The 26,262-nt window shown below is 66.8% G+C and carries 27 protein-coding genes; 11 read left to right on the plus strand and 16 right to left on the minus strand.

Going from position 1 to position 26,262, the window contains the following annotated elements:
* Positions 1–97 precede the first annotated feature (97 nt).
* The 3 genes from hbhA to AC5Y2S_RS11555 form a co-directional block, all read right to left on the minus strand.
* Complete coding sequence (gene hbhA, locus AC5Y2S_RS11545; RefSeq protein ID WP_499956277.1) at positions 98–691, minus strand: heparin-binding hemagglutinin HbhA; 594 nt, start codon at positions 689–691, stop codon at positions 98–100.
* A gap of 278 nt (positions 692–969) precedes the next feature.
* Positions 970–1,389 (minus strand): helix-turn-helix domain-containing protein, encoded by a 420-nt coding sequence (locus AC5Y2S_RS11550; protein ID WP_499903143.1) that lies wholly within the window; start codon positions 1,387–1,389, stop codon positions 970–972.
* 83 nt (positions 1,390–1,472) lie between these two features.
* A complete protein-coding gene (locus AC5Y2S_RS11555) occupies positions 1,473–2,810 on the minus strand; it encodes a DUF445 domain-containing protein (RefSeq protein WP_499956278.1) in 1,338 nt (445 codons plus the stop codon).
* Positions 2,811–2,943: 133 nt separating this feature from the next.
* On the opposite strand from AC5Y2S_RS11555, the gene AC5Y2S_RS11560 reads away from it, so the two are divergent.
* The 3 genes from AC5Y2S_RS11560 (at position 2,944) to pcaA (ending at position 5,678) form a co-directional block, all read left to right on the plus strand.
* Positions 2,944–3,645, plus strand: a complete 702-nt coding sequence (locus AC5Y2S_RS11560; protein WP_499903141.1) for a TetR/AcrR family transcriptional regulator — start codon at positions 2,944–2,946, stop codon at positions 3,643–3,645.
* A gap of 12 nt (positions 3,646–3,657) precedes the next feature.
* Positions 3,658–4,671, plus strand: a complete 1,014-nt coding sequence (locus AC5Y2S_RS11565) for a prenyltransferase (RefSeq protein WP_499956279.1) — start codon at positions 3,658–3,660, stop codon at positions 4,669–4,671.
* 143 nt (positions 4,672–4,814) lie between these two features.
* Entirely contained in the window at positions 4,815–5,678 is an 864-nt protein-coding gene (pcaA, locus tag AC5Y2S_RS11570) for a cyclopropane mycolic acid synthase PcaA (RefSeq protein ID WP_499956280.1), read from the plus strand.
* A 49-nt stretch (positions 5,679–5,727) separates the two neighbouring features.
* Here pcaA and AC5Y2S_RS11575 read toward each other — a convergent pair whose 3' ends face one another.
* The 4 genes from AC5Y2S_RS11575 to AC5Y2S_RS11590 form a co-directional block, all read right to left on the minus strand.
* A complete protein-coding gene (locus AC5Y2S_RS11575; protein ID WP_499956281.1) occupies positions 5,728–6,588 on the minus strand; it encodes a cyclopropane mycolic acid synthase family methyltransferase in 861 nt (286 codons plus the stop codon).
* An 85-nt stretch (positions 6,589–6,673) separates the two neighbouring features.
* Complete coding sequence (locus tag AC5Y2S_RS11580; protein ID WP_499956282.1) at positions 6,674–7,537, minus strand: 3-hydroxybutyryl-CoA dehydrogenase; 864 nt, start codon at positions 7,535–7,537, stop codon at positions 6,674–6,676.
* 158 nt (positions 7,538–7,695) lie between these two features.
* Entirely contained in the window at positions 7,696–8,982 is a 1,287-nt protein-coding gene (gene aceA / locus AC5Y2S_RS11585; RefSeq protein WP_499956283.1) for an isocitrate lyase, read from the minus strand.
* Between the two features lie 285 nt (positions 8,983–9,267).
* Positions 9,268–10,062 carry an acyl-ACP thioesterase domain-containing protein gene (locus tag AC5Y2S_RS11590; RefSeq protein ID WP_499956284.1) on the minus strand — a complete coding sequence of 265 codons (795 nt, stop codon included), beginning with the start codon at positions 10,060–10,062 and terminating at the stop codon, positions 9,268–9,270.
* Between the two features lie 155 nt (positions 10,063–10,217).
* Here AC5Y2S_RS11590 and ramB point away from each other — a divergent pair, with 155 nt between their 5' ends.
* Together ramB and AC5Y2S_RS11600 are read left to right on the plus strand one after the other, a co-directional pair.
* Positions 10,218–11,633: an acetate metabolism transcriptional regulator RamB gene (gene ramB, locus AC5Y2S_RS11595; RefSeq protein ID WP_499956285.1), complete on the plus strand. Its 1,416-nt coding sequence runs from the start codon at positions 10,218–10,220 to the stop codon at positions 11,631–11,633.
* Positions 11,630–12,187, plus strand: a complete 558-nt coding sequence (locus AC5Y2S_RS11600) for a carboxymuconolactone decarboxylase family protein (RefSeq protein ID WP_499956286.1) — start codon at positions 11,630–11,632, stop codon at positions 12,185–12,187. The genes ramB and AC5Y2S_RS11600 overlap by 4 nt, the downstream gene beginning before the upstream one ends.
* On the opposite strand, the gene AC5Y2S_RS11605 is transcribed toward AC5Y2S_RS11600, so the two are convergent.
* The 6 genes from AC5Y2S_RS11605 to adh are packed head-to-tail and all read right to left on the minus strand — an operon-like array spanning position 12,184 to position 16,668.
* On the minus strand, positions 12,184–12,459 hold the full coding sequence (locus AC5Y2S_RS11605) for a hypothetical protein (protein ID WP_499956287.1): 276 nt from the start codon (positions 12,457–12,459) through the stop codon (positions 12,184–12,186). The two genes, AC5Y2S_RS11600 and AC5Y2S_RS11605, sit on opposite strands and share 4 nt — an antisense overlap.
* A gap of 8 nt (positions 12,460–12,467) precedes the next feature.
* Positions 12,468–13,874 carry a dihydrolipoyl dehydrogenase gene (gene lpdA, locus AC5Y2S_RS11610; protein ID WP_499956288.1) on the minus strand — a complete coding sequence of 469 codons (1,407 nt, stop codon included), beginning with the start codon at positions 13,872–13,874 and terminating at the stop codon, positions 12,468–12,470.
* An 18-nt stretch (positions 13,875–13,892) separates the two neighbouring features.
* Positions 13,893–14,408: a hypothetical protein gene (locus AC5Y2S_RS11615; RefSeq protein WP_499956289.1), complete on the minus strand. Its 516-nt coding sequence runs from the start codon at positions 14,406–14,408 to the stop codon at positions 13,893–13,895.
* Entirely contained in the window at positions 14,401–14,679 is a 279-nt protein-coding gene (locus AC5Y2S_RS11620; protein ID WP_499956290.1) for a putative holin, read from the minus strand. Before AC5Y2S_RS11620 ends, AC5Y2S_RS11615 begins: the two co-directional genes overlap by 8 nt.
* A 19-nt stretch (positions 14,680–14,698) precedes the next feature.
* Complete coding sequence (locus AC5Y2S_RS11625; protein ID WP_499956291.1) at positions 14,699–15,145, minus strand: DUF779 domain-containing protein; 447 nt, start codon at positions 15,143–15,145, stop codon at positions 14,699–14,701.
* The gene (gene adh, locus AC5Y2S_RS11630) at positions 15,145–16,668 is read right to left on the minus strand and encodes an aldehyde dehydrogenase (protein WP_499956292.1); all 1,524 of its coding nucleotides are present in this window, start codon (positions 16,666–16,668) and stop codon (positions 15,145–15,147) included. Before adh ends, AC5Y2S_RS11625 begins: the two co-directional genes overlap by 1 nt.
* A 57-nt stretch (positions 16,669–16,725) precedes the next feature.
* Here adh and AC5Y2S_RS11635 point away from each other — a divergent pair, with 57 nt between their 5' ends.
* Positions 16,726–18,762, plus strand: a complete 2,037-nt coding sequence (locus AC5Y2S_RS11635) for a prolyl oligopeptidase family serine peptidase (RefSeq protein WP_499956293.1) — start codon at positions 16,726–16,728, stop codon at positions 18,760–18,762.
* A gap of 27 nt (positions 18,763–18,789) precedes the next feature.
* Positions 18,790–19,032 (plus strand): hypothetical protein, encoded by a 243-nt coding sequence (locus tag AC5Y2S_RS11640; protein ID WP_499878862.1) that lies wholly within the window; start codon positions 18,790–18,792, stop codon positions 19,030–19,032.
* On the opposite strand, the gene AC5Y2S_RS11645 is transcribed toward AC5Y2S_RS11640, so the two are convergent.
* A complete protein-coding gene (locus AC5Y2S_RS11645; protein WP_499956294.1) occupies positions 19,029–20,276 on the minus strand; it encodes a hypothetical protein in 1,248 nt (415 codons plus the stop codon). The two genes, AC5Y2S_RS11640 and AC5Y2S_RS11645, sit on opposite strands and share 4 nt — an antisense overlap.
* A gap of 157 nt (positions 20,277–20,433) precedes the next feature.
* On the opposite strand from AC5Y2S_RS11645, the gene AC5Y2S_RS11650 reads away from it, so the two are divergent.
* From AC5Y2S_RS11650 to AC5Y2S_RS11665, 4 genes are all read left to right on the plus strand, one after another.
* On the plus strand, positions 20,434–20,760 hold the full coding sequence (locus AC5Y2S_RS11650) for a hypothetical protein (protein WP_499956295.1): 327 nt from the start codon (positions 20,434–20,436) through the stop codon (positions 20,758–20,760).
* Positions 20,761–20,774: 14 nt separating this feature from the next.
* Complete coding sequence (locus AC5Y2S_RS11655) at positions 20,775–21,689, plus strand: crotonase/enoyl-CoA hydratase family protein (RefSeq protein WP_499956296.1); 915 nt, start codon at positions 20,775–20,777, stop codon at positions 21,687–21,689.
* Positions 21,690–21,754: 65 nt separating this feature from the next.
* Positions 21,755–22,213: a DUF5078 domain-containing protein gene (locus AC5Y2S_RS11660; protein WP_067009291.1), complete on the plus strand. Its 459-nt coding sequence runs from the start codon at positions 21,755–21,757 to the stop codon at positions 22,211–22,213.
* A 171-nt stretch (positions 22,214–22,384) separates the two neighbouring features.
* A complete protein-coding gene (locus tag AC5Y2S_RS11665; protein WP_499956297.1) occupies positions 22,385–22,738 on the plus strand; it encodes a hypothetical protein in 354 nt (117 codons plus the stop codon).
* 57 nt (positions 22,739–22,795) lie between these two features.
* On the opposite strand, the gene AC5Y2S_RS11670 is transcribed toward AC5Y2S_RS11665, so the two are convergent.
* Both AC5Y2S_RS11670 and AC5Y2S_RS11675 read right to left on the minus strand, forming a co-directional pair.
* A complete protein-coding gene (locus tag AC5Y2S_RS11670; RefSeq protein WP_499956298.1) occupies positions 22,796–25,726 on the minus strand; it encodes an MMPL/RND family transporter in 2,931 nt (976 codons plus the stop codon).
* A complete protein-coding gene (locus tag AC5Y2S_RS11675) occupies positions 25,723–26,238 on the minus strand; it encodes an MmpS family transport accessory protein (protein WP_499956299.1) in 516 nt (171 codons plus the stop codon). The genes AC5Y2S_RS11670 and AC5Y2S_RS11675 overlap by 4 nt, the downstream gene beginning before the upstream one ends.
* Positions 26,239–26,262: the final 24 nt, after the last annotated feature.

Below are 26,262 nucleotides of genomic sequence, written 5' to 3' on the forward strand. Positions count from 1 at the left end.
ATGCTCACGGCGTGGGTCACGCATCAAGGGTATGCGGGCACCGTCCAAAACGTCGACTCCGAGTTGTCCGGGGACAACTCGGAGTCGCGCGTGGAGGCTACTTCTGGGTGACCTTCTTGGCCGAGGCCTTCTTGGCCGGAGCCTTCTTGGCCGCAGCCTTCTTGGCGGGCGCCTTCTTGGCCGGGGCCTTCTTGGCCGATTCGGCCTTCTTGGGAAGGTCGATGCCGACCAGCTTGGCGGCGCGCTCGCCGACCGCGCGGGTCTGCGTCGCGACGGTGCCGAGCGCCTCCTGGGTCAGCTCGACGGCCTGGTCGACGTAACCCTCGGCGCGCGCCGAGGCGTCCTCGAAGGGCCGCTGGCTGCGCAGGCGCTCCAGGGCGGCCTCGCCGCGGTCGACCAGCTCGTTGTAGCGGCTGGTCGCGGCCTCCAGGTAGCCCTCGGCGGCCTTGCGCAGCTCGTCGGAGGTGAAGCGCTCCCGCAGCTCGGTGAACTGCTCGGGCAGGTCCTCCTGAAGCTTGGACAGGCGGGCGCGGCGCTCCTCGACCCGGCTGCGGGTCTCGGTGCGGGTCTCTTCGGCCCGCTCGCGCAGGTTGGTGATCAGGTCGTTGACGGTGGCCAGCGCCAGGTCGGCCGCGCCGAGCGCCGCCAGCAACGGGGCCCGCAAGTCCTCGACGTTCGGGTTTTCAGCCATGGTGTTTCCTTTCATAATTTGTTTCTTATCGGGGCTACTGCGTGTCTGATCTGGAAGAAGGGCAGGCGGGGACTGGGTCAAGACCCGCGGATTGACGTGGCCCGCATCTTGCCGGGGGAACCTCCTGATTGATCGGGTCGGCTGATCGAGTTCGCAGCGTGGGCCGGGCATCCGGACTTGGTGGGCCTGGCGTCAAACCCCTTCCCTTCGGGTAACCAAGCGGCTTGGCATCTATGCGTCACCAAGTCATCGGTGTCACTGGCGCGACTGCGAATGCCTCACTCGTCGCTGTCGGATTCGCTGGGACTCTCCTCGAAATTGGATTCGTTCTGCTCGGCGAATGACGCGTAGATGTCGAGCAGGATCTGCTTCTGGCGCTCGGTGATCGCCGTGTCGGTGATGATGGCGTCGCGCACCTGGTTCTTGTCGCTGGGCTCGAGAATCCCGGCCCGCACGTAGAGCACTTCGGCGGAGATCCGCAACGCCTTCGCGATCTGGCTCAGGACGTCGGCGGACGGCTTGCGCAGTCCGCGCTCCACCTGGCTCAGGTACGGATTGCTGACGCCGGACCGCTCGGCCAGCTGCCGCACCGAGACTTGCGCGTTCTCACGCAGGTCGCGGATGAAGCTGCCGAGGTCGGAGGCCATATCGGAGGCCGCCGTCGACACCTTGGCGGAGAGCTTCTCCTCCTGCGGCATCGCTACTCCTCGGATCGGTTGGCGTGACTTATGGCCCCAGCCTACGACCCAGTGCTTGCTTTTGCAAGCACTTGTTAGCACCCCTAGAAAAGCAGCTGCGCGACGGCGTAGATGATCAGCCCGGCCAGCGACCCGACCACGGTGCCGTTGATCCGGATGAATTGCAGGTCACGGCCCACGTGCAGCTCGATGCGCCGGCTGGCCTCCTCCGCGTCCCAGCGCTCGATCGTGTCGGTGATGATCGCGGTGATTTCCACCCCGTACTCCGAGACCAGGTGCTGGGCCGCCCGCACGATCCAGTTGTCGACCTTGTCGCGCAACTCGGCGTCGTCGCGCAGCGACTCGCCGATCTGGACCACGGTGTCGGCGATGCGGGTCCGCAGGGTGCTGGAGGGGTCGTCGACGCCCTCGAGCACCAGCCTCTTCAGCGTCTTCCACGCCGTCGCCGCGGCGTTGGCGATCTCGTCGCGCGCCATCAGCTGTTCCTTGACGGCGTCGGCGCGCGCGATGGTCTCCGCGTCGTTCTGCAGGTCGTCGGCGAACTCGAACAGGAAGCGCGTCGCCGAACGGCGCAACTCGTGGTCGGCGTTGCGGCGCACCTTGTCGGTGAAGTCCATCAACTCGCGGTGGATCCGGTCGCCGACGAGGTGGTCGATGAACCGCGGCGACCAGCTCGGTGAGTCACGCTCGACCACGCGCTGGATCACCTCCCCGGCGTTCAGCGACCACTGGAACGCCCGGTCGGCCAGCAGCTGGATCAACGCCTCCTGGCGGTTCTCGGCCAGCAGGGTCGCCAGCACCCGGCCCACCGGCGGGCCCCATTGCGGTTCGGCGATGCGACGCACGATCATCCGGTCGATCACCTGCTGGACGTCCTCGTCGCGCAACAGCTCCACCAGCACCCGCAGCACCGTCGCCGTCTCGCCGGCCACCCGCTCGGCGTGCGCGGCCTCCGAGAGCCATTTACCGAGCCGGCTGGGCACCTGGGCGTCGCGCAGCTTGGTCTCGACGACGGGCGGCGACAGGAAGTTCTCCCGCACGAAGGTTCCCAGGCCCTCCCCGAGTTGGTCCTTCTTGCGCTTGATGATCGCGGTGTGCGGAATGGGTATGCCCAGCGGGTGCTTGAACAGCGCCGTGACCGCGAACCAGTCGGCCAGCGCGCCCACCATGCCGGCCTCCGCGGCCGCACCGACGTAGCCGACCCAGGTCGCCGTGATGGCGTGGGCCTGCGCCCACCGGCAGGCCAGGAACAGGCCCGTGGCGCCGACCAGGAAGCTCAGGGCAACCATCTTCATGCGGCGCAGCGCCACCCGCCGCTGGGCGTCGGCCTCCGGATCCGCCCCGGCGAAGGATTCCGCCAGGGAGGTGCGGAGCTGCCCGGCCGGTGCGTCGCCGCCGGGTGAGGCTCGGTGTGCCACCACACCATCATGTATCCCCGCCGCCAGTTAGTGTTACCGCGCTGCTGGGACGGCCCGCGCACGCCCGGCCCATCCGCCAAAACGGCCCGCGCAAGCCGTAGTATCGGGGGCGTCTGATGAGTGGGAAGCGGCGAGATTGGCAGAGCGGATCCCGGCTGTGGCCGTGAAGACGGATGGTCGCAAAAGGCGCTGGCACCAACATAAGGTGGAGCGCCGCAACGAGCTGGTCGACGGCACGATCGTGGCGATCCGCCGGCACGGCCGCTTCCTGAGCATGGACGAGATCGCGGCGGAGATCGGTGTCTCCAAGACCGTGCTGTACCGCTACTTCGTCGACAAGAACGACCTGACCACCGCGGTGCTGATGCGCTTCGCGCAGTCGACGCTGATCCCCAACATGGCGGGCGCGCTGACCTCCAACCTGGACGGCTTCGACCTGACCCGCGAGATCATCCGGGTGTATGTCGAGACCGTCGCCGACGAGCCGGAGCCCTATCGGTTCGTGATGGCCAACAGCTCGCCGACCAAGAGCAAGGTGATCGCCGACTCGGAGCGAATCATCGCCCGAATGCTCGCCATGATGTTGCGGCGCCGCATGCAGGAGGCCGGGATGGACACGGGCGGCGTGGAGACGTGGTCCTACATCATGGTCGGCGGCGTGCAGCTGGCCACCCACTCCTGGATCTCCGACCCGCGGATGAGCGCCGACGAGCTGATCGACTACCTGACCATGCTGAGCTGGAGCGCGATCTGTGGGATCGTCGAGGCGGGTGGGTCGCTGGAGAAGTTCCGCGGGCAGCCGCACCCCTCGCCGATCCTGCCCCCGCGAGAGTCATGAGATGGGCGCCCGATGACTGACGTGAGCGCGGGCTCGCGCCTGCGGTCGTGGGCGTACGCGCTTCGCACCACCAACCCACCCCCGGATGGGCCGGTCGACGCCGTCACGCGGTGGCTCGTGGTGACCCGGGCGGCGGTGCTGCCGATGACCCTGGTCGCCGGCCTGGTGGCGGCCCTGCTGGCGGTCGGCAAGCCCGGGCTGGACTGGCGCTGGCTGGCCGTTGCCGTGCTGGGCATCACGCTGGCGCACACCGCCAACAACCTGATGAACGACCTCTACGACACCCAGGTCGGCACCGACAGCGCCACCTACCCGCGCGCGCTGTACGCCCCGCACCCGGTGCTCTCAGGGCTGATCAGCCGCCGCACCCTCGTCCTGGCGATCCTCGTGGTCAACGTCGCGGATCTGGCCATCCTGGTGACGCTTGCCTGGGCGCGGGGGTGGCCGGTGGTGGCGTTCGCGCTCGGCGGGTTCGCCCTCAGCGTCGCCTACACGGCGCCACCGCTGCGGCTGAAGAAGCGCGGCCTCGGGGAACCGGACGTCTTCGTCGTGTGGGGCCCGCTGATGGTGTGCGGCACCTACTACTCCGCGGTGGGCACGGTCGGTTGGGACGTCGTCGTGGCATCGCTGCCCTACGGCTTGCTGTGCACGACGGTGCTGATGGGCAAGCACATCGACAAGATTCCCTACGACGAGCCGCTGGGCATCCGGACCGTGCCCGTGCTGCTCGGCGAGGCGCGGGCCCGGACCGTCACCCTGGGCATGATGGTCGGCTTCTATGTGCTGGTGGCCGTCGCCGTCGCGGTGGGGGCGATGCCGTGGCCCGCGCTGATCGTCGCGTTGGCGCTGCCGCGGCTGGCGAAGGTGTGGCCGTATTTCCGCCGCCCGAGGCCCGACGAGCCGCCACCGAATTTTCCGGTGTGGCCGCTGTGGTACGCGGCGCTGGCCTGGGTGCACGTGCGCCAGGCGGGTGCGCTGCTGGTCCTGGGGCTTGCGGCGGGCGCCGTGTTGCACACCGCTTTGTGACCCACGTGTGACGCAAAGCCGACTTCGGCGATGCGACTTGTACGGCCTTAACGGCTAGCATGCAGGGGATGCATCGGGGGTGAACCCGGGGCGCCTGGTCGCCAGGACGCCCGGAACCCGAGATACAGAAAGGCTTACTGCTCATGTCTGTGCAGCTCACGCCGCATTTTGGGAACGTGCAAGCGCACTACGATCTGTCCGACGACTTCTTCCGGTTGTTCCTCGACCCCACCCAGACCTACAGCTGCGCCTACTTCGAGCGGGACGACATGACGCTCGAGGAGGCGCAGATCGCCAAGATCGACCTGTCGCTGGGCAAGCTCGGGCTCGAGCCGGGAATGACGCTGCTCGACGTCGGTTGCGGCTGGGGCGCCACGTTGCGGCGCGCCATCGAGAAGTACGACGTCAACGTCGTGGGCCTGACGCTGTCGGAGAACCAGGCCGAGCACGTTCAGCAGACGTTCGACCAGCTGGACACGAAGCGCTCGACGCAGGTGTTGCTGGAGGGCTGGGAGAAGTTCGACGAGCCCGTCGACCGCATCGTTTCCATCGGCGCGTTCGAGCACTTCGGCCGCCAGCGTTGGGGCCACTTCTTCAAGATGGCCTACCGGGTGCTGCCGGCCGACGGCGTCATGATGATGCACACCATCACCCGTCCGACCTTCAAGGAGGCCAGGGCGCAGGGCACTCCGTTGACCCATGAGGTCGTTCACTTCACCCAGTTCATCCTGGCCGAGATCTTCCCCGGCGGATGGCTGCCGACGATCCCGTCGGTCGAAGAGCACGCGACCGACGCCGGTTTCAAGGTGAGCCGGATCCAGTCGTTGCAGCTGCACTACGCGAGGACGCTGGAAATTTGGGCCGCGGCGCTCGAGTCCAACAAGGACGAGGCCATCGCGATCCAGTCGGAGCAGGTCTACGACCGGTACATGAAGTACCTGACCGGCTGCGCCAAGCTGTTCCGCCAGGGCTACACCGACGTCAACCAGTTCACCTGCGAGAAGTGACCGACGGCGCCGGCCGGGGCCGGCGCCGCCCGGTAGGTGACCGCGGACGCTACTTGGTCAGGGTGAACTGGCCGACGTTGCTGATGCCTTTGCGGAAGAAGTCCTCGCAGCCCGTCAAATAGTGCATATAGCGCTCGTAGACCTCTTCGGACTGGATGGCGATCGCCTTTTCCTTGTTCGCCTCCAGATTGGCCGCCCAGATATTCAGCGTCCGTTCATAATGCTCACGCAGTAATTGCACTCTTTCGACGGAAAATCCTGCCGCCGGCGCCAGCGCTTCAATGTCTTCCTGCGCCGGCAACTGACCGCCCGGGAAAATTTCGGTGTAGATAAATCGCGTGAATCGCACGTCGCTCATCGTCAGCGCGATACCCCGCTCGTGCATCTGCTTCTGTGAATGCGCCAAGATTGTGTGCAGGAGCATCCGGCCGTCATCGGGAAGGACGTCATAGGCGCGGTCGAAAAACGCGGGCCAACGCTCCGCCTTGAACGCTTCGAATGCCCCGATGCTGACGATCCGGTCAACCTTGTCGTCGAACTCTTCCCAGCCCTGCAGCCGCACTTCGACGTTGCGCTCGGTCGGGATTCCCGCCAGCCTGGCCTTGCTGTACTCGAACTGGTTGCGGCTGAGCGTAATTCCGATCACGTTGACATCGAATTTCTCGACCGCCCGGTGCAGCGCGCCGCCCCAGCCGCAGCCGACGTCGAGCAGCGTCATCCCGGGCTCGAGGTTCAGCTTTCCCAGCGCCAGGTCGAACTTCGCATTCTGAGCTTCCTCGAGGGTCATATCGTCTCGCTCGAAGTAAGCGCAGGTATAGCCCATTGTTGGGTCTAGGAATAGCGCAAAAAACTCGTCCGATACATCATAGATAGATTGCGACTCTTCGTAATACGGCTCCAACGAAGTCATGGTTGCCCGATACGCCTCTCGTTTGTTTGACCCGGAGGATAATATCGGATGCGCAGATCGGCCGCTACATGGCCGCCCGGCCGCGTCAGTAAATATAAAAACCTTGACCGGATTTTTTCCCCAGCCGACCGGCCTCCACCATGCGCAGCAGCAACGGCGGCGGACCGTATTGCGGTTCTTTGAATTCTTCGAACATTTTATCCGCGATGAGTTTGAGGGTGTCGAGGCCGACGAGGTCGGACAGCCGCAGCGGGCCCATCGGGTGCGACAGCCCGGCGACGACGGCCTTGTCCACGTCCTCGACGCTGGCGAAGCCGGCCTCCACCATCCGGATCGCCGACAGCAGGTAGGGCACCAGCAGCGCGTTGACCACGAAGCCGGACCGGTCCGAGCAGCGCACCACCTGCTTGCCCAGCACCGCGCCGGCGAACTGCTCGGTGCGGGCGGCGGCGGCCTCGTCGGTGACCAGCGTGCTCACCAACTCGACCAGCGGCAGCACCGGGACCGGGTTGAAGAAGTGCAGACCCAGCACGCGCTGGGGGTTCTTGGTGGCTGCGGCGACCTTCATGATCGGGATGCTGGAGGTGTTCGACGCCAGCACGGCGTCGGGATCGGTGACGACCCGGTCCAGTTCGGCGAAGAGCTCGGCCTTGACGGCCTCGTCCTCGACGATGGCCTCGATCACCAGTTGGCGGTCGGCCAGGTCTTTCAGATCGGTCGTGAAGGTCAGCTTGCCGAGCGCGCGGTCCCGCTCCCGCTCGGTCACCTTGCCGGCGCTGACGCCCCGCTCCAGCGACTTGACGATGCGGTTGCGCCCCGCCGTGATCAGGGCCTCGGTCGGCTCGTACACCGTTACGTCGACTCCCGCGCGGACGGAGACCTCGGCGATGCCCGAGCCCATCTGCCCGGCACCGACAACCCCGACCCGCTGGATCGCTGCGTCGCTCACTTGTTGTCTCTCTCCCGAGTCGTATTGTCATGCACCGCAATAGGCCCCGCCCAGCGTGGCCGGGCGGGGCCTATGCTACTTCAGCCGCGAGCAGACGCAGACTCGCATGATCTCAATCGCAAACGTGCGATTCTGCGTCTGCTGGCCGGCAGACTAACTCAGTGGAACTGGCCCTCTTCGGTCGAGCCGGTCAGCGCCGTGGTCGACGAGGTGGGGTCCACCGTGGTCGCGATCCGGTCGAAGTAACCGGCACCGACCTCGCGCTGGTGCTTGGTGGCGGTGTAGCCACGCTCCTCGGCGGCGAACTCGCGCTCCTGCAGCTCCACGTAGGCGCTCATCTGGTTGCGGGCGTAGCCGTAGGCCAGATCGAACATCGAGTAGTTCAGCGCGTGGAAGCCGGCCAGCGTGATGAACTGGAACTTGAATCCCATTGCGGCAAGCTCCTTCTGGAACTTCGCGATGGTGCCGTCGTCCAGGTGCTTGCGCCAGTTGAACGAGGGTGAGCAGTTGTACGCCAGCATCTGGTCGGGGAACTCCGCCTTCACCGACTCGGAGAACTTGCGCGCCAGCTCGAGGTCCGGGGTGCCGGTCTCCATCCAGATCAGGTCGGCGAACGGAGCGTAGGCCTTCGCCCGCGCGATGCAGGGCTCGATGCCGTTCTTGGTCCGGTAGAAACCCTCGCGGGTGCGCTCGCCCGTGATGAACGGCTGGTCGCGCTCGTCGACGTCGGACGTGATGAGCGTCGCCGCCTCGGCGTCGGTCCGGGCGATCACCACGGTCGGAACGTCGCAGACGTCGGCGGCCAGCCGGGCCGAGGTGAGCGTGCGGATGTGCTGCTGGGTCGGGATCAGCACCTTGCCGCCCAGGTGACCGCACTTCTTCTCCGAGGCCAGCTGGTCCTCCCAGTGCGAACCCGCGACACCGGCGGCGATCATGGCCTTCTGCAGCTCGAAGACGTTGAGCGCGCCGCCGAAGCCGGCCTCGCCGTCCGCCACGATCGGGGCCAGCCAGTTCTCCACCGACCGGTCGCCCTCAACCTTGGCGATCTGGTCGGCGCGCAGCAGCGCGTTGTTGATCCGGCGGACCACCTGCGGCACCGAGTTGGCCGGGTACAGGCTCTGGTCGGGGTAGGTGTGACCGGACAGGTTGGCGTCACCGGCGACCTGCCACCCGGACAGGTAGATGGCCTTCAGGCCGGCGCGCACCTGCTGTACGGCCTGGTTGCCGGTCAGCGCACCCAGCGCGTTGACCCACTCCAGGTCGTGCAGCTCTTCCCACAACACCTCCGCGCCGCGGCGGGCCAGGGTGTTCTCCTCGACGACGCTGCCTTGTAGCGCGACGACGTCCTCGGCGGTGTAGGTGCGCGTGACGCCCTTCCACCGGGGGTTCGTGTCCCAGTCGTGCTGGATCTGCTCGGCGCTCTTGGGGGTGCCAACGACAGACATTGGGCTTACTCCTTAAACGGTCATCATTACTGAGTTAACGCTGAACGGTCCACGCCAACCGGCTTGCGACGGTAGCTATGGCTCAACTTCACTGGCGTGCTAACTCGAAGATGGCACACCTCGTTCCTGCAGGTCCACCCGTTTCATTTGCGAATTTCCGCCACAAGATCGTGCGAGTTTGCAAACCTTGCGAAGATGAACGCTAACTGAACCGTTACAGAAGCTACCGGTCGGTAACCATATTTCAGCAGGTCAGAACGGGAATTGATGAGACCGGAGGTACCGCTACAAAGCGAAGATCGCGGCGACGGCTTTCGTCTCGTCTCCGACGGCGTATGTGAGCGTTGTAACAGCGCGATCGGCCAAGTTGGGACCGAATTGATCGGTCGAGCCGGCCGGGTGGACGTGCGAGATGATCTCCAGCTTGTCGCCCAGCGCGACCGGCGCCTCGTGCTCGATCGTGGTGCGCAACGGCCACCGCAGCAGCTCGGGGTGCGACGCCAGGTAGTCCTCGACGACGCTCCAATACACCGAGTTGTTCATGTGGTCGAACAGGTCGATGTCGGTCACCCGGACCGGGAACTCGTGGATCTCGGTCGCGTCGTCGCGGCTGCCGGGCTTGAGGTAGCCCTTCCACTTCAGGCGATTCACGGAGGTGGTCTTGTGCAGGCCCGCCAGGAAGTCGTCGGCGATGCGCGACGGCATCTGGGTCTCCCGGTTGATGTTGATCCAGAACGCCTCGGATTCGATCAGGCCTCCCTTGCGTCCGTCGACGCGGACCCGCATCTCGCACCAGCGGTTCGAGGTTCCCGAACACCAGCGCCGGCACCGCAGCATGTCCTGGAACTCGATCGGGCGGATCAGGTCGACCATGGTGCGCCGGACGATCCACAGCGGATGGGTCTCCTCGAAGCCCATCTCGCGCAGCTGGTCCTGGCCGATGTCCTGGATGTGGCGGGCGGCCGCGTCCAACCGCAGCCGGCCGGTGCGGTCGATGTCGCCGACCCGCAGCGGCCACTCGCGACCGAACACGTCGGGATGGCCGTCGGGAACCGGCATCAGTTCTTTGTCCAGGCTCACGGCGTCCCTCCCTCCAGATCGCTAACCCAGGTTAGCCCCCATACCCGACGCGAATAATGCCAAATCGCAACTCGGGATCACCAATCATGACCCGAAGGCGCCGCGGTGCCAACTCTGCGAACCGGGCCTTCGCAGCGCCGGGTACGCTTCGTTAGGTGGCCAAAACTTTCGTCGGCTCCCGCGTTCGGCAACTCCGCAACGAGCGCGGGTTTTCCCAGGCCGCGCTGGCCCAGATGCTGGAGATCTCGCCCAGCTACCTCAACCAGATCGAGCACGACGTTCGCCCGCTGACGGTGGCCGTGCTGCTGCGGATCACCGAGGTGTTCGGGGTGGACGCGACCTTCTTCGCCTCCCAGGACGACACCCGGCTGGTCGCCGAGCTGCGCGAGGTGACCATGGACCGCGACCTGGACATCGACGTCGACCCGACCGAAGTCGCCGAGATGGTCAGCGCCCATCCCGGGCTGGCCCGCGCGGTGGTCAACCTGCACCGGCGCTACCGGATCACCACCGCGCAGCTGGCCGCGGCCACCGAGGAGCGGTACTCCGACGGCAGCGGCAGCGGGTCGATCACCATGCCCCACGAAGAGGTGCGCGACTACTTCTACCAACGCCAGAACTACCTGCACGAGCTGGACACCGCCGCCGAGGACCTCACCATCAAGATGCGGTTGCACCACGGCGACCTGGCCCGCGAGCTGACGCGCCGGCTCACCGAGGTGCACGGGGTGCACATCGTCAGGCGCATCGATCTCGGCGACACCGTCCTGCACCGCTTCGACCCCGGCACCAAGACGCTGGAGATCAGCAATCACCTCTCCCCGGGTCAGCAGGTGTTCAAGTTGGCCGCCGAATTGGCCTACCTGGAGTTCGGTGACCTGATCGACAGCCTGGTCGCCGAGGGCAAGTTCACCAGCGAGGAGTCGCACACTCTGCTGCGGCTGGGGCTGGCCAACTACTTCGCGGCGGCCGCGGTGCTCCCCTACCGCCAATTCCACGACGTCGCAGAGAATTTCCGCTACGACGTCGAGCGGCTGTCATCGTTCTACTCGGCCAGTTACGAGACCATCGCGCACCGGCTTTCGACGCTGCAACGGCCGACGATGCGGGGCGTGCCGTTCTCGTTCGTCCGGGTGGACCGCGCCGGCAACATGTCAAAACGGCAGTCGGCCACCGGTTTTCACTTCTCCTCCAGCGGCGGGACGTGCCCGCTGTGGAATGTCTACGAGACCTTCGCCAACCCCGGCAAGATCCTGGTGCAGATCGCCCAGATGCCCGACGGGCGCAACTACATGTGGGTGGCTCGCACCGTGGAGCGCCGCGCAGCGAGGTATGGTCAGCCCGGTAAGACCTTCGCGATCGGGCTGGGTTGCGAGCTCCGCCACGCGCACCGGCTCGCCTACTCGGAAGGACTCGACTTGTCGGGTGATATCGCCACACCGATCGGCGCGGGCTGCCGGGTGTGCGAGCGCGACAACTGCCCGCAGCGGGCGTTCCCGGCGTTGGGCCGCGCGCTGGATCTGGACGAGCACCGCAGCACCGTGTCGCCGTACCTGGTGAAGCAGCCGTGACCGCGCCGGCAGGCCGGATCCCGTCGGGCCGGTTCCGCGAGCTGGGGCCCATCAACTGGGTGATGGCCAAGGCGGCCGCGCGCCGGATGGGGGTGCCGGAGATGCACCTGTTCACCACCCTGGGACAGCGCCGCGCGCTGTTCTGGACCTGGTCGATGTACAGCGGACGCCTGCTGCGGGGCCGGCTGCCGGCGATCGACACCGAGTTGGTGATCCTGCGGGTCGCGCACGTGCGTGGCTGCGAATACGAGCTGCAGCACCACCGCGGGATGGCCCGCCATCAGGGCCTGGACGACGACCTGCAGGCCGCCATCTTCGCCTGGCCCGAGAAGCTGGACCGGGTCGAGGCGCGCCTGACGGTGCGGCAGCAGGCGCTGCTGGCGGCCACCGACGAGTTCGTCAAGGATCGCACGGTCACCGAGGACACCTGGCGGCAGCTGGCGACCCACCTGGATCGGCGCCAGCTCATCGAATTCTGCTTGCTGGCAAGCCAATACGACGGGCTGGCCGCGACGATGTCGGCCCTGGCCATCCCGTTGGACAAGCCCAGCTAGAAGTACACGTCGGCCAGCACCGCCAGCGTCAGCGCCAGCGGCGCGACCGGTAGGCCGAAGCCGAAGCCCGACCACGCGTATTTCCCGCGGCGGCGTTGCACGAGTCCCCACAGCACTGCGCCGACCGCGAGCGCGGCCGAGCCGAGCAGCACCGTCGGGGCCCACTGGCCCACCGCCGCGTTGTCGTCGGCTAGCGAAAAGGCCACCAACCACAGGGCATAACCCGCGGCGACGCCGCCGATGACGCCAATCACGGTGTCGCTGCGGATCATTGGCAAGCTCAGAAGTTGATCATGTGGCCGGTCAAGCCGTGGAAGCATTCCTGCAGCGCCTCCGACATGGTCGGATGGGTGTGCACGTTGCGGGCCAGCTCGGTGGCGGTGAGGTCCCACTTCTGGGCCAGTGTCAGCTCGGGCAGCAACTCGGACACGTCGTGGCCGATCAGGTGTCCGCCCAGCAGCTCGCCGTACTTGCTGTCGGCGACCAGCTTGACGAAGCCGCTGGGGTCGCCCACCCCGTGCGCCTTGGCGTTGGCGGTGAACGGGAACTTGGCGACCACGACGTCGTAGCCTTCGTCGCGGGCCTGCTCCTCGGTGAGCCCGAAGCTCGCGACGTTGGGCTGGCAGAAGGTCGCGCGCGGCAGCATGCGGTAGTCGCCGAGGGCCAAAGTCTCGGCGCCGGCGATGGTTTCGGCCGCAACCACGCCCATGGCCTCGGCGACGTGGGCGAGCATCAGCTTGCCGGTCACGTCGCCGATGGCGTAGATGTGGTCGACGTTGGTGCGCATGTAGTCGGTGATGCCGATCGCCTTGCGGTCGGTCAGCGCGACGCCGGCCGCCTCCAGGCCGTAGCCCTCGACGTTGGGCGCGAAACCGATGGCCTGCAACACCTTTTCGGCCTTGAGGTCCTCGGACTTGCCGTCCTTGCTGACGGTGACGGTGACCACCGAGCCGTCGTCGTTGATGGCCTCCACCAAGGTTGCGGTCAAGACCTTGACGCCCAGCTTCTTGAACTGCTTCTCGATCTCCTTGGACACCTCGGCGTCCTCGTTGGGCAGCGCGCGGGGCAGGAACTCGACGATGGTGACGTCGACGCCGTAGTTCTTCAGCACGTAGCCGAACTCCATGCCGATGGCCCCCGCGCCGGCGATGACGATCGACTGCGGGAGCTCCCGCGTCAGGATCAGTTCCTCGTAGGTGACCACGTTTTCCGACAGCGACGTTCCCGGGACCAGCCGGGTGCTGCTGCCGGTGGCGATGATGACGTTGTCGAACGTGACCGTCGCTGGATTTTCAGCGCCGCCTTCATTCAATTCGACGGACAGCGTGTGCGCGTCGGTGAACCGGCCGTACCCGTGGATCTCGGTGATCTTGTTCTTCTTCATCAGGAAGTGCACGCCGGCGACGCGGCCCTCGGCCACCTTGCGGCTGCGGTCGAAGGCGACGCCATAGTCGAAGGTCGCCTCGCCGCCGATGCCGAAGGTCTGGGCCTCCTTGGTGAAGATGTGCGCGAGTTCGGCGTTGCGCAGCAACGCCTTGGACGGGATGCAGCCGACGTTGAGGCAGACTCCGCCCCAGTACTTCGGCTCGATGATCGCGGTGTTCAAGCCGAGCTGCGCGGCGCGAATGGCCGCGACATATCCGCCGGGACCGGCCCCGAGGACGACGACGTCATAGTGGGAAGTCACGAGCCCTACCCTAATGGGCTAGTACGGGATGATGCCGATCAGGCAGTGGCCGGTGTGGGCGCAGTAGTAGTAGCCGTACAGGGGCGCCGCGGCGGCGACCGAGGCGAACGGCCCCGACATCACCGCGAGCGACAGCGCGGAGACCAGCGGCCTGCCCTCCGCCATCGCCAGCAGCACGCCGCCCACCGCGCAGGCCACGACGTACACCAGGACCGTGAACACCGCGGGCGTCTTGTCGATCGAGTGATACCACCAGTAGAAGAGCCCGAGCCCGACCACGCCCGCCACGATCCACCCGCCGAAAAGCACCAGAACCAGGTGCCACCACCGCAGGTATTGGTAGCGGCCGGGGACGGTGACCGGTTGCACCGGCAGGCCGCCGCCATCGGCCCCGGCATCCTCCTCGGCGGCCTCCTCCTTGACGTCCGGGGCGGGCTCGGCCTCCTCGGCCGGCCGCGGACCGGTCGCATCGTCATCGTCGTCGGAGAAGTCCGGCACCCACGATTGCGTGCCGGTGTCCTCGTCGTCAGCCACCGGAGGTCACCCGCAGCGCGACGAGCACGCCGAACCAGCCCGGCCCGAGCGACAGGATGAACGCACCCAGCGCGGTGACCCAGCGGCGCCCCGAGAACAGGACCGTCAGCAGGCCGAGCGCGGCGGGAGCCCCGAGCACCAGCGCGATGACGACGTCGGGCCGGATCCTCGCATGGACCGACACGGTGAGCGCGACCCCGGCCAGCACGCCGACCGCGCAGCCCATCAGCATGGCGCCGGCCAGCGGCCGGGGGCGCGGGAGCGGGATCACGCTGACGAGGGTAGCGCCGTCATCCGGCGTCGACGGCCACCACGCGCCCGCGCGCCGCCGGGCGTTCGCCGCGCTCGTAGGCGGCGCCCGTGATGACGGGTTCGGCCGCCAGCTCGGCCTGCTCTTCGTCGGTGAACACGCGCCCACGCGACAGGAATCGCACGCCCTCGGGCGCCTCCAGGCTGAACCCGCCGCCGCGTCCCGGGACGACGTCGATGACCAGCTGGGTGTGCTTCCAGGTCTGGTACTGCGGGCCCGAGATCCACACCGGCACGCCGTCCCCGACGTCGAGCACACCGAGCAACACGTCGCGGTCGCCGACCAGGAAATCTCCGCACGGGTAGCACATCGGCGACGACCCGTCGCAGCAGCCGCCGGACTGGTGGAACATGACCGGGCCGTGCCGCTCCTGCAGGCGCGCCAGCAGGTCCGCGGCCCCGGCGGTGATCACCGCACCGCAGGCCATCAGAAGAATCCCTGCGCCTTTTCGGAGTACGACACCAGCATGTTCTTGGTCTGCTGGTAGTGGTCGAGCATCATCTTGTGGTTCTCCCGGCCGATGCCGGACTGCTTGTAGCCGCCGAACGCGGCGTGCGCCGGGTAAACGTGGTAGCAGTTGACCCACACGCGGCCGGCCTGGATGTCGCGTCCGGCCCGGTAGGCGGTATTGCCGTCGCGGCTCCACACGCCGGCGCCCAGGCCGTAGAGGGTGTCGTTGGCGATCGAGATCGCGTCGTCGTAGTCGGTGAACGACGTCACCGCCACCACCGGCCCGAAGATCTCCTCCTGGAAGATCCGCATCTTGTTGTTGCCGGCGAAGATCGTCGGCTGCATGTAGTAGCCGCCCGCGAGGTCGCCGCCCAGCTCGGCACGCTCGCCGCCGCAAATGACCTGCGCGCCTTCGTTTTTGCCGATTTCGATGTAGGACAGGATCTTTTCCATCTGGTCGTTGGACGCCTGCGAGCCCAGCATCGTCTCGCTGTCCAGCGGGTCGCCCTGCCGGACCGCCTTGGTGCGGATCGCGGCCAGCTCCAGGAACTCGTCGTAGATGTCGGCCTGGATCAGGCTGCGCGACGGGCAGGTGCACACCTCGCCCTGGTTGAGGGCGAACATGGTGAAGCCCTCCAGCGCCTTGTCCTGGAAGTCGTCGCCCTTGGCCATGACGTCGGAGAAGAAGATGTTGGGGCTCTTGCCGCCGAGCTCCAGGGTGACCGGGATCAGGTTCTGCGAGGCGTACTGCATGATCAGCCGCCCGGTGGTGGTTTCGCCGGTGAACGCGACCTTGGCGATCCGGTTGCTCGACGCCAGCGGCTTGCCCGCCTCGGCGCCGAAGCCGTTGACGACGTTGAGCACGCCGGCCGGCAACAGGTCACCGATCAGCGACATCAGGTAGAGCACCGAAACCGGCGTCTGCTCCGCGGGTTTGAGCACCACCGCGTTGCCGGCGGCCAGCGCCGGCGCCATCTTCCACGCGGCCATCAGGATGGGGAAGTTCCACGGAATGATCTGTCCCACCACCCCGAGCGGCTCGTGGAAGTGGTAGGCGACGGTGTCCTCGTCGATCTGCGACAGCGAACCCTCCTGCGCGCGCAGGGCCGCCGCGAAATACCGGAAGTGGTCGGCCGCCAGCGGGATGTCGGCGGCCAGCGCCTCGCGGACCGGTTTGCCGTTGTCCCAGACTTCGGCCACCGCCAGCGCGGCCGTGTTCTCCTCGATGCGGTCGGCGATCTTGTTCAGGATCGCCGCCCGCTCGGCGGGCGCGGTCTTGCCCCACGCCGGGGCCGCCGCGTGCGCGGCGTCCAGCGCCTTGTCGATGTCGGCCTCGTCGGAGCGGGCGACCTCGCAGAAGGTCTGGCCGGTCACCGGCGTCGGGTTTTCGAAATAGCGGCCGCCCGCGGGGGCCACCCACTGGCCCCCGATGAAGTTCTCGTACCGGCTTTCGTACGACATCAACGCTCCGGCGGCGCCCGGACGTGCGAAAACAGTCATCTGCCCGCTCCTCGTTCGACCCTGTGTAACACACCTCACACTACCGCCGGGACCAGAATGGCTGCCATGACGAGCTCCCAAGACCCCTACCTCTGGCTCGAGGACGTGACCGGCGACGACGCGCTGGCCTGGGTACGCGCGCGCAACGAGCCCACCCTGGCCGAGTTTTGCGACGCGGAGTTCGAGCGGATGCGCGGCGAGGCCCTCGAGGTGCTCGACACCGATGCCCGCATCCCGTATGTGGTCCGCCGCGGCGAACACCTCTACAACTTCTGGCGCGACGCCGCCAACCCGCGCGGGCTGTGGCGCCGCACCACGCTGGACAGCTACCGCACCTCTTCGCCGGAGTGGGACGTGCTCATCGACGTCGACGAGCTGGGCCGCACCGACGACACGAAATGGGTGTGGGCGGGCGCCGGTGTCATCGAACCCGACCACACCCGGGCGCTGGTCGGCCTGTCCCGCGGCGGCTCGGACGCGTCGGTCGTGCGCGAATTCGACATGCTCACACGCGAATTCGTTCCCGACGGGTTCGAACTGCCCGAGGCCAAGTCGCAGGTCGCCTGGGCCGACATCGACACCGTGCTGGTGGGCACCGACTTCGGTGCCGACTCGCTCACCGAGTCCGGCTACCCGCGCGTGATCAAGCGATGGCGGCGCGGCACCGGTCTGGCCGAGGCGCAGACCGTCTTCGAGGGCGCCCGCTCCGACGTCCGGGTGTCCGCCTCGGTGGACCGGACGCCGGGCTTCGAGCGCACCTTCCTGAGCCGGGCGCTCGACTTCTGGAACGAAGAGGTCTACGAGCTGCGCGGCCCGGAGCTGATCCGCATCGACGCGCCCACCGATGCGGGCCTGTCGATGCACCGCGAGTGGATCCTCATCGAGCTGCGCACCGACTGGTACCTCGGCGACGCGACGTACGCCGCGGGTTCGCTGCTGGCGGCCGACTACGACGAATTCCTCGCGGGCACAGCGCAATTGCACGTGGTATTCGAGCCCGACGAGCACACCGCGCTGAACCACTACGCCTGGACGAAGGACCGCCTGCTGATGGTCACGCTGGCCGACGTGGCCAGCCGGGTGGAAATCGTCACCCCGCGCGACTGGCGCCGCGAGCCGGTCGCGGACATCCCGGCGGCGACCAACACCGTCGTCGTCGCGGCCGACGACAAGGGCGACGAGTTCTTCCTCGATTCCAGCGGGTTCCTCGCGCCGTCGCGCCTGATGCGGGGCACCGGCGAGGGGCCGCTCGACCCGATCAAGTCGGCCCCGGCGTTCTTCGACGCCGAAAACCTGTCCGTGTCACAGCATTTCGTCGCGTCGGAGGACGGCACCTCGATCCCGTACTTCGTCGTGCGGCGCAGCGATGCCGACGGGCCCGGTCCCACGCTGCTGAGCGGGTACGGCGGATTCGAGACCGCCAACACGCCGGCCTACAGCGGCGTGCTGGGCCGGCTGTGGCTGGCCCGCGGCGGCAGCTACGTGTTGGCCAACATCCGCGGCGGCGGGGAGTACGGGCCCGGCTGGCACACCCAGGCGATGCGCGAGAACCGGCACAAGGTCGCCGAGGACTTCGCCGCGGTGGCAACCGATTTGGTGGACCGCGGCGTCACAACCGTCGGGCAGCTGGGCGCCCGGGGCGGCAGCAACGGCGGGCTGCTGATGGGCATCATGCTGACCCAATACCCGGAGCGGTTCGGCGCGCTGGTCTGCGACGTGCCGCTGCTGGACATGAAGCGCTACCACCTGCTGCTGGCCGGGGCGTCGTGGATGGCCGAATACGGCGACCCGGACAATCCCGACGATTGGGCGTTCATCTCCGGTTACTCGCCGTACCAGAACATTTCGCAGGCCCGCGACTACCCACCGGTGCTGATGACCACGTCCACCCGCGACGATCGGGTGCACCCCGGCCACGCCCGCAAGATGACGGCCGCCCTGCAGGCCGCGGGCCACCCGGTCTGGTACTACGAGAACATCGAGGGCGGGCATGCCGGCGCCGCCGACAACGAACAGGTCGCGTTCAAGTCGGCGCTCAGCTTCTCCTTCCTGTGGCGCACGCTGTCGGCCGGACTAAGATCTAAGGTGATCTAACTGATTTTGTCGAGGAAGGCGTGCATCATGCGAGCACTGAGGTTCATCGGCGTGGCGACGTTGACGGCCGTCGCTCCCATCGCGATCCTCCTGGGAAGTGGCCCGGCGCACGCCGATACCGACCTTGGGAAGCCATGCGCGCCGGAGGGCGCGAAAGTGTGGGGCAATCCCGGCCCGATCTACTGCGAGCGCCAGGCGGACGGGCAAACGCAATGGGTGTCCATTCCCGTCTCGGCGATGTGCGTGGCGTTCTGCGTTAACCACCCCTAGAGGTCTAGATCCTCGCGCCGGTTCCGGCGACCGATCAGCCAGGCGACAACGACGACTGCCATCGCGAGCCCCCCGTACCTCAGCGCCGACGGCCACCAGGCTTCGGCGTGCTGGGCGGGCGCCTTGAGAGCGGCCAGCGCCACCAGGTAGCTGCCGTTGTCGGTCGGCCCGGCGCCCGGTAGCGACTGGGTCCTGGTCACCCTGATCTGGGCCGGGCTGCTGGGATCGTTCACCTGACCCCAGGCCAGGGTCGAGTCGTCGAGCAGGAAGGTGTCCTGGCTGCCCGCGGGCTGGCCGGCGTCGTGCCCCAGCACCACCACTTGACCGACCGCCACGGTCTGGTTGGCCGCGACGACATCGGCGGCGACGTCTTGGTACACCTCCGGGGGCGCCGGCGGCTGGTAGCTCGGCGGCGGCGGGCCGCTCGACCCCGACGGCGGTATCCAGGCCCCGCCGTAGAAGCTGCCCGACGCGACGTGGCTGTAGCCGACCGCGGTGAACGGGACCACGCCGGCCGCGGCGGCGTCGAGCACGATCCGGCCCCCGGCCGGCACGAACGCCTCCCGATAGGCGCCGTCGTAGAAGTAACGGAAGGTCATCGCCTCGCTGAGCGGGTTGAACAGGGCCGGGCGGTGGTCGTCGTCGTAGTCGACGTAGTCCCAATGCCGGGGGCGCACCAACTCCCGGTTGTCGGCCTTGATCAGGTCGACGTTGCCGCCGTGGGCGTCGACCACGTTCTGCACCTGGCGATTGAAGTCGTACACCTGGCTCGGCGGCTCCAGGGGGCTGGCGGGGTTGATCCGCGTCGCCGGGGCGGCCTTGGCGTCCGTGACCGCGTTCGGCGGCGCGTCCAGGCCCTTCGGCGGCGCCACCACCGAGGCGTTGCCCGCCGCGCCGGGCGGCAGTTTCGGGGTCTGCACCGCAACCGGGGTGGGGGTCGAGGGGCTCGGCGGAACGGCGCGGGGCGGTTGCACCGGCGGCGCGGGTTCCAGCGGAAGCGGCTCCGGCGTCCACACCGGCACCCTGCTCGGGGGCGGCTGGGCGGAGCGGGGCGGCGCGGCGGCGTAGCAGACGTTCGCGGTGTGGTACTCCTCCACGTACGCCAAGCAGTTCTGGCAGGACGCGGGGTTCGACCCATCGCCGGCGCACGGAGCCGCTTGTGCCACGCCGGGCGAGGTGGCCGGCACGGTCAACGGCGCCAGCGCCAACACGACGGCCGCCGCCGTCGCGATCACCTTGCCCATTGCTCCCTGGCCGATCAACCTGGGCAGCCGGTTACGTTCGAACGCCGCCCCGCCCACTGGCCGACCTTCCCACCCCCACCTGGTTGGACATGCTAGCGGCCCGGGCTGTGGGGGCGGGTTCGGGGCGGCGCGCCTCGGCCGGCCATAGGATCGTCGCGTGGCGGCCACCGAACGCATCGAACTCACCCTGCTGGCGACCGGTTTGATCTTCATCGTGGTGGGGGCCGCGCAGGCGCGCTACCGATTCATCAAGGAACGCCGCCCCGCTCGCCGGTTCTACTGGGCCACCTCGATCATCGGCATCGTCTCGTTCGCGGCCGGGGTGGGCAAATTCTGGCCCAACGCCGTCGTCGTGGCGGTCATCTTTTCCGCGGTCGTTGCCTTCTCGGCGTACCTGACGACGCCGTACCTGAAGATCGGCGGGCGAATTTACGCTTCGTCGCCGGAAAACCGGCAGCCCGACCCTCCGGTCGAGGAGCGCTAGCCCACACTTGGGCCATGCCGACACCCAATTTCGAAACCCTGCTGTACAGGACGGCCGGCCCCGTCGCCACCATCACGCTGAACCGCCCCGAGCACCTCAACACGATCGTCCCGCCCATGCCCGACGAGATCGAGGCGGCCATCGGGCTGGCCGAACGCGACCACGAGATCAAGGTCATCGTGCTGCGCGGCGCCGGTCGCGCGTTCTCCGGCGGCTACGACTTCGGCGGCGGCTTTGCGCACTGGGGCGACGCGATGATGACCGACGGCCAGTGGGATCCCGGCAAGGACTTCGCGATGGTCAGCGCGCGCGAGACCGGGCCGACGCAGAAGTTCATGGCCATCTGGCGCGCCTCCAAACCGGTGATCGCGCAGGTGCACGGCTGGTGCGTCGGCGGGGCCAGCGACTACGCGCTGTGCGCCGACATCGTGATCGCCAGCGAGGACGCGGTGATCGGCACTCCGTACAGCCGGATGTGGGGCGCGTATCTGACCGGCATGTGGCTCTACCGGCTGAGCCTGGCCAAGGCCAAGTGGCACTCGCTGACCGGCAGGCCGCTGACCGGCGTCCAGGCCGCCGAGGTCGAGCTGATCAACGAGGCGGTGCCGTTCGAGCGGCTCGAGGCGCGCGTCGCCGAGATCGCCGCCGAGCTGGCACGAATCCCGTTGTCGCAGTTGCGGGCGCAGAAGCTCGTGGTCAACCAGGCCTACGAGAACATGGGCCTGGCCTCCACACAGATGCTGGGCGGCATCCTCGACGGCCTGATGCGCAACACCCCCGAGGCGCTCGAATTCATCGAGACGGCCAAGACGCAGGGCGTGCGCGCGGCGGTCGAGCGCCGCGACGGCCCGTTCGGCGATTACAGCCAGGCCCCGCCGGAGCTGCGGCCGGATCCCCGCCACGTCATCGTGCCTGATCGCGACCGATAGTGAGATGAACTACGAATATGGCCCGGGCCCCCCATCGGCCCCGTGAAAGTGCTACCGTAACGACTATGTCTCGGCTGAGTTCCGGCCTGCGCGCAGGCGTCGTTTTTGTTGCTTTCCTGGTAGCCATGAGCATCGCGGCTGCGACGTTCCCGAAGACGGCCGCGGCCGATTCCACCGAGGACTTCCCCGTTCCCCGCAGGCAGATCGCGACCACCTGCGACGCGGAGCAGTACCTGGCGGCCGTGCGGGACACCAGCCCGGTGTACTACCAGCGGTACATGATCGACTTCAACAACCACGCCAACCTTCAGCAGGCAGTGATTGACAAAGCGCACTGGTTTTACTCGCTGTCGCCAGAGGACCGCAGGACTTATTCCGAAAACTTCTACAACGGCGACCCGCTGACCTTCGCCTGGGTCAATCACATGAAGATCTTCTTCAACAACAAGGGCGTCGTCGCCAAGGCCACCGACGTGTGCAACCAATACCCACCCGGCGACATGTCGGTATGGAACTGGTCCTAGATCCACTCTGGCCTTTATTCACGCGCCGGTTTAAACTCGGCGACTGTCGGGAATCGTTTATTTCCCCGCTTTTGGGGACAAATCAATAGTTCTTGACTGGTATTCCGCGCAATTGGGGACACCGGTCCGCTCGACCACCTTTTACAGGATTGACAACATGCGCATGCCGGGATGCTGCGACCCCTCGGGGACGCGATGAGCGCGGTAGACCCCCAGTCGGACGCGCTGGCGACGCTGGACTGGCAGGAGATCACCTGCCAGGCCGAGGGCGGCTGCGCCAACCGCGCGACGCACATCGTGTACCGGCACGCCGTGGACCAATGCAACCGGCCGAATCTCGACCCGTCCGGCAACATCGTCGAGATCCTGTGCATCGGTTGCCTGCGCCGGCTCAAGACCCAGGTGCTGGCGCAGGTCGACCGGATCAACCGCTGCCCGGGCGGCTACTGCCTGACGTGCGGGGCGCCGGTGCACAAGCTCTCCGACGTCATGCGCAAGATGGTGCAGCTGCGCACCTACGCCTGAGCCCGCTTCAGCAGCGTGAAATGCCTTCCGGCCTAACGGGATCCCTTCATGGGAGAGTCAGCGCGGTTGTACCACTCCACCCGCCGGGCGCTCCTCGACGCCGCTGAGGATCAGCTCGCGCACGGCGGGACGCGGTCCGTATGGCCGCAGCATGGTGCTGGCCGGCCGTGGGCGCACGTGCTGCGGCCACCAGAACCAGCGGCCGAGCAAGGTGGCCAGCGACGGTGTCATGAACGACCGCACGATCAAGGTGTCGAACAACAAACCCAGCGCGATCGTCGTACCCACCTGGGCCATCACCAGCAGCGGGCTGAACATGAACGTGGCCATGGTGGCGGCAAACACCAGACCGGCGGAGGTAACCACCGAGCCCGAACCGGCCATCGCGCGGATCGTCCCCGTCTTCAGCCCGGCGTGGATTTCCTCCTTGAACCGCGATATCAGCAGCAGGTTGTAGTCCGAGCCGACCGCCAGCAGCAGGATGATCGCCATCGCCAGCACCATCCAGTGCAACTTCATGCCCAGGATGTACTGCCATAGGAGCACGGAGAGTCCGAATGAGGCGCCCAATGACAGCAACACCGTACCGACGATCACAACGGCCGCCACGACGCTTCGGGTGATCACCAGCATGATGATGAAAATCAGTGTGGCTGCGGCAATTGCGGCGATCAGCAGGTCGATGTCAGAGCCGTCGTGCATGTCCTTGTACGTCGCGGCGGTACCGCCGAGGTACACCTTGGAGCCCTCCCAGGGCGTGCCCTTGATCGCCTCGTGCACGGCCTGCTTGATCGGTTCGATGTGGCTGATGCCTTCGGGACTCGCCGGGTCGCCTTCATGGGAGATGATCAAGCGCACGGCGTGCCCATCCGGCGAGATGAAGTTCTTCAGACCCCGCGCGAAATCCGGGCTCTTGAACGCCTCCGGCGGAAGGTAGAAGGTGTCGTCGTTCTTGGCCTTATCGAAGGCATCGCCCTGGGCGGTGGCGTTGTCGGACTGCGCTTTCGCCTGTTCGTTGAGACCCGTCGTGGTCGCGTAGTTCGACATGACGGTGTCGAGGTTGCGCTGCTGGCTCTCGATCTGTGGCGGTATCAGCGCCACCAGCTTCGGCTGAATCTTGTCCAGCTTGTCCAGGTTCGCGCTGAGGTTCACGATGTTCTGCGCCACCTGGTCGATGCCATCGAGCGCGTTGAAGATCGACCGGATCGCCCAGCAGGCCGGAATGTCGTAGCAGTGCCTCTCCCAGTAGAAGTAACTGCGAATTGGCCGGAAGAAATCGTCGAAGTTGGCGATGTCGTCGCGCAACGACTCGGTGATCTGCACGGTTTCCCTGGTGAGCCTGGTGGTTTCGTGCGTGGTGTTGCTCAGGTCCTGGGTGACCTGCATCTGCTCATGCAGCGTCGCCATCGTCTTGCGTAGCTCGTCCGCCTGCTTGAGCAGGTTTGCCGCCTGCTCTTCCTGATAGTGCTGGGTCTGGATCCGCCCTGCGGCCTGTGCACCCATCTGGAAACCGAGGGTGCTGTGGTCGAGCGGCGTGCCCAACGGTCGGGTGATGGTCTGCACCCGTCCGATGCCGGGGATGTGGAACACCGCCTTGGCAACCTTGTCCAGGATCAGGAAGTCGGCCGGGTTACGCAGGTCGTGATCGGTCTGGATCATCAACAGCTCGGGATTGAGTCGAGCCTGGTCGAAGTGCCGGTCGGCCGCGGCATAGCCGAAATTGGCCGGGGTGTCCGCCGGCAGGAAGTGGCGGTTGTCGTAGTCCGTCTTGTAACCGGGCAGGGCGAGCAGACCAACCAATGCGATCCCGATGGTCACCGCGAGAACCGGCGCGGGCCAGCGGACGACCGCGGTGCCGATGCGACGCCAGCCCCGGGTCGCCAGCTTGCGCTTCGGATCCATGAGCTTGAAGAACGACGCCACGGTCAGCACTGCAGGGCCCAGCGTCAACGCCGCGAGCACCGCTACCAACATGCCGATGGCGCACGGTGCGCCCAATGACTGGAAATACGGCAATCGGCAGAAGCTCAGGCAGTACATCGCGCCGGCGATGGTCAGGCCCGACCCGAGCACGACATGCGCGGTGCTATGGAACATGGTGTAGAAGGCTTGTTCGCGGGTCTCGCCGAGACCGCGGGCCTCGTGGTAGCGGCCGACCACGAAAATCGCGTAGTCCGTTCCGGCGGCGATCGCCATCAACACCAACAAGTTGTTGGCGAACGTGGAGAGTCCGATGATTTCGTTGTTCGCCAGCAAGGCAACGACGCCCCGAGCCGCGGCCAACTCGATGAACACCATCGCCAGCATGATCAGCATGGTGGTGACCGAGCGGTAGACGAACAGCAGCATCACCACGATCACCAAAAAAGTGACAAGAGTGACGAGCGCGACGCCCTTCTCGCCCGCGTGGGACTGGTCGGCGAAAAGCGGACCCGGGCCGGTGACGTACGCCTTGATTCCCGGCGGCGCGGGCACCGAGTCCACGATCTTGCGCAGCGCCAGGGCAGACTCGCTGGCCTGCCCGCTACCCATGTTGCCGGTGAGGTAGACCTGGACGTACGCGGCCTTTTGATCGTGGCTCTGGGAACCCGCCGCCGTCAGCGGATCACTCCAGAAATCCTGGACGTGCTGAACGTGTTGCTTGTCTTGCTCGGCGCGCCTGACGATCTCGTCGTAGTAGCGATGGGCTTCTGCCCCGAGGGGCTTGTCGCCCTCCAGCAAGATCATGGCGGAGTTGTCGGAGTTGAATTCTTTGAACGTCGATCCGACCTTCATCGTCGACTGAAAGGATGTCGCGTCAGTCGGGCTCATCGAAACCGAGTGGGTCTTGGAGACGGCCTCCAGCTGCGGGGCCGCAGTGTTGGTAATGAAGACGATGCCCAGCCACACCAGGACGATCGGCAGGGCGAGCCGGTGGATCATCCGCGGCAGGAACGGCGGGATCAGCGGCTGATCGACGCGCGGCGGTGCCTGGCCTGGCTCGCTCATGCCGACTTGTCCAGGCAGTAGACGAAGGGGTTCACGGTTTCGTTGGCGTCCGAGCGATTCGGGGCCTTGATGACGTCACCGTGCCCGTCGTGGTTGTTCACCACGAATTGGCAGGCGATCCAACTGCCGTCGCCTTGCGCCACCAGGTTTGCCGGGATGCCGGGCTTTGTTGAACTCAATATTTTGCTCCAGGGCAAGGGCACGTTGAGGGCCTGCTGCGGATGGGAGTTTTCGTCGAGGTAGTTGATGGTTGCCGTGCTGCCCGGTGAGCCCCACACCTCGAGCGTGATCGTCTTGGCGTTGAACTCGTCGAGGACCTCGCCCGAGGTGCCGCCACCGAACGAACCCTTGTGAACGCCGAAGACGCCGTGCAATCGGAACACCACGAATCCCGACACCGCGACCACGGCCACGATCGTGAGCACCAGCCAGAAACGGCCCAGCAGCCCCTTCTTCTTGGCGCGCTTCGGGGCGACCTTGTTGCCCTCGTTGCCGGCGGAGCCCTGTTTCATCAGCGGCTCCGTCCTCGGCTCCGG

This window comes from Mycobacterium sp. NGS69 (assembly GCF_059812165.1).

Excerpts from the sequence above, each read along its gene's own strand:
- hbhA (WP_499956277.1), bottom strand. The coding sequence starts at position 691 with ATGGCTGAAAACCCGAACGTCGAGGACTTGCGGGCCCCGTTGCTGGCG.
- AC5Y2S_RS11550 (WP_499903143.1), bottom strand. The coding sequence starts at position 1,389 with ATGCCGCAGGAGGAGAAGCTCTCCGCCAAGGTGTCGACGGCGGCCTCC.
- AC5Y2S_RS11565 (WP_499956279.1), top strand. The coding sequence starts at position 3,658 with ATGACTGACGTGAGCGCGGGCTCGCGCCTGCGGTCGTGGGCGTACGCG.
- pcaA (WP_499956280.1), top strand. The coding sequence starts at position 4,815 with ATGTCTGTGCAGCTCACGCCGCATTTTGGGAACGTGCAAGCGCACTAC.
- AC5Y2S_RS11575 (WP_499956281.1), bottom strand. The coding sequence starts at position 6,588 with ATGACTTCGTTGGAGCCGTATTACGAAGAGTCGCAATCTATCTATGAT.
- aceA (WP_499956283.1), bottom strand. The coding sequence starts at position 8,982 with ATGTCTGTCGTTGGCACCCCCAAGAGCGCCGAGCAGATCCAGCACGAC.
- AC5Y2S_RS11605 (WP_499956287.1), bottom strand. The coding sequence starts at position 12,459 with ATGATCCGCAGCGACACCGTGATTGGCGTCATCGGCGGCGTCGCCGCG.
- AC5Y2S_RS11625 (WP_499956291.1), bottom strand. The coding sequence starts at position 15,145 with ATGGCCTGCGGTGCGGTGATCACCGCCGGGGCCGCGGACCTGCTGGCG.
- adh (WP_499956292.1), bottom strand. The coding sequence starts at position 16,668 with ATGACTGTTTTCGCACGTCCGGGCGCCGCCGGAGCGTTGATGTCGTAC.
- AC5Y2S_RS11635 (WP_499956293.1), top strand. The coding sequence starts at position 16,726 with ATGGCTGCCATGACGAGCTCCCAAGACCCCTACCTCTGGCTCGAGGAC.
- AC5Y2S_RS11640 (WP_499878862.1), top strand. The coding sequence starts at position 18,790 with ATGCGAGCACTGAGGTTCATCGGCGTGGCGACGTTGACGGCCGTCGCT.
- AC5Y2S_RS11645 (WP_499956294.1), bottom strand. The coding sequence starts at position 20,276 with ATGGGCAAGGTGATCGCGACGGCGGCGGCCGTCGTGTTGGCGCTGGCG.
- AC5Y2S_RS11655 (WP_499956296.1), top strand. The coding sequence starts at position 20,775 with ATGCCGACACCCAATTTCGAAACCCTGCTGTACAGGACGGCCGGCCCC.
- AC5Y2S_RS11660 (WP_067009291.1), top strand. The coding sequence starts at position 21,755 with ATGTCTCGGCTGAGTTCCGGCCTGCGCGCAGGCGTCGTTTTTGTTGCT.
- AC5Y2S_RS11665 (WP_499956297.1), top strand. The coding sequence starts at position 22,385 with ATGCTGCGACCCCTCGGGGACGCGATGAGCGCGGTAGACCCCCAGTCG.
- AC5Y2S_RS11670 (WP_499956298.1), bottom strand. The coding sequence starts at position 25,726 with ATGAGCGAGCCAGGCCAGGCACCGCCGCGCGTCGATCAGCCGCTGATC.
- AC5Y2S_RS11675 (WP_499956299.1), bottom strand. The coding sequence starts at position 26,238 with ATGAAACAGGGCTCCGCCGGCAACGAGGGCAACAAGGTCGCCCCGAAG.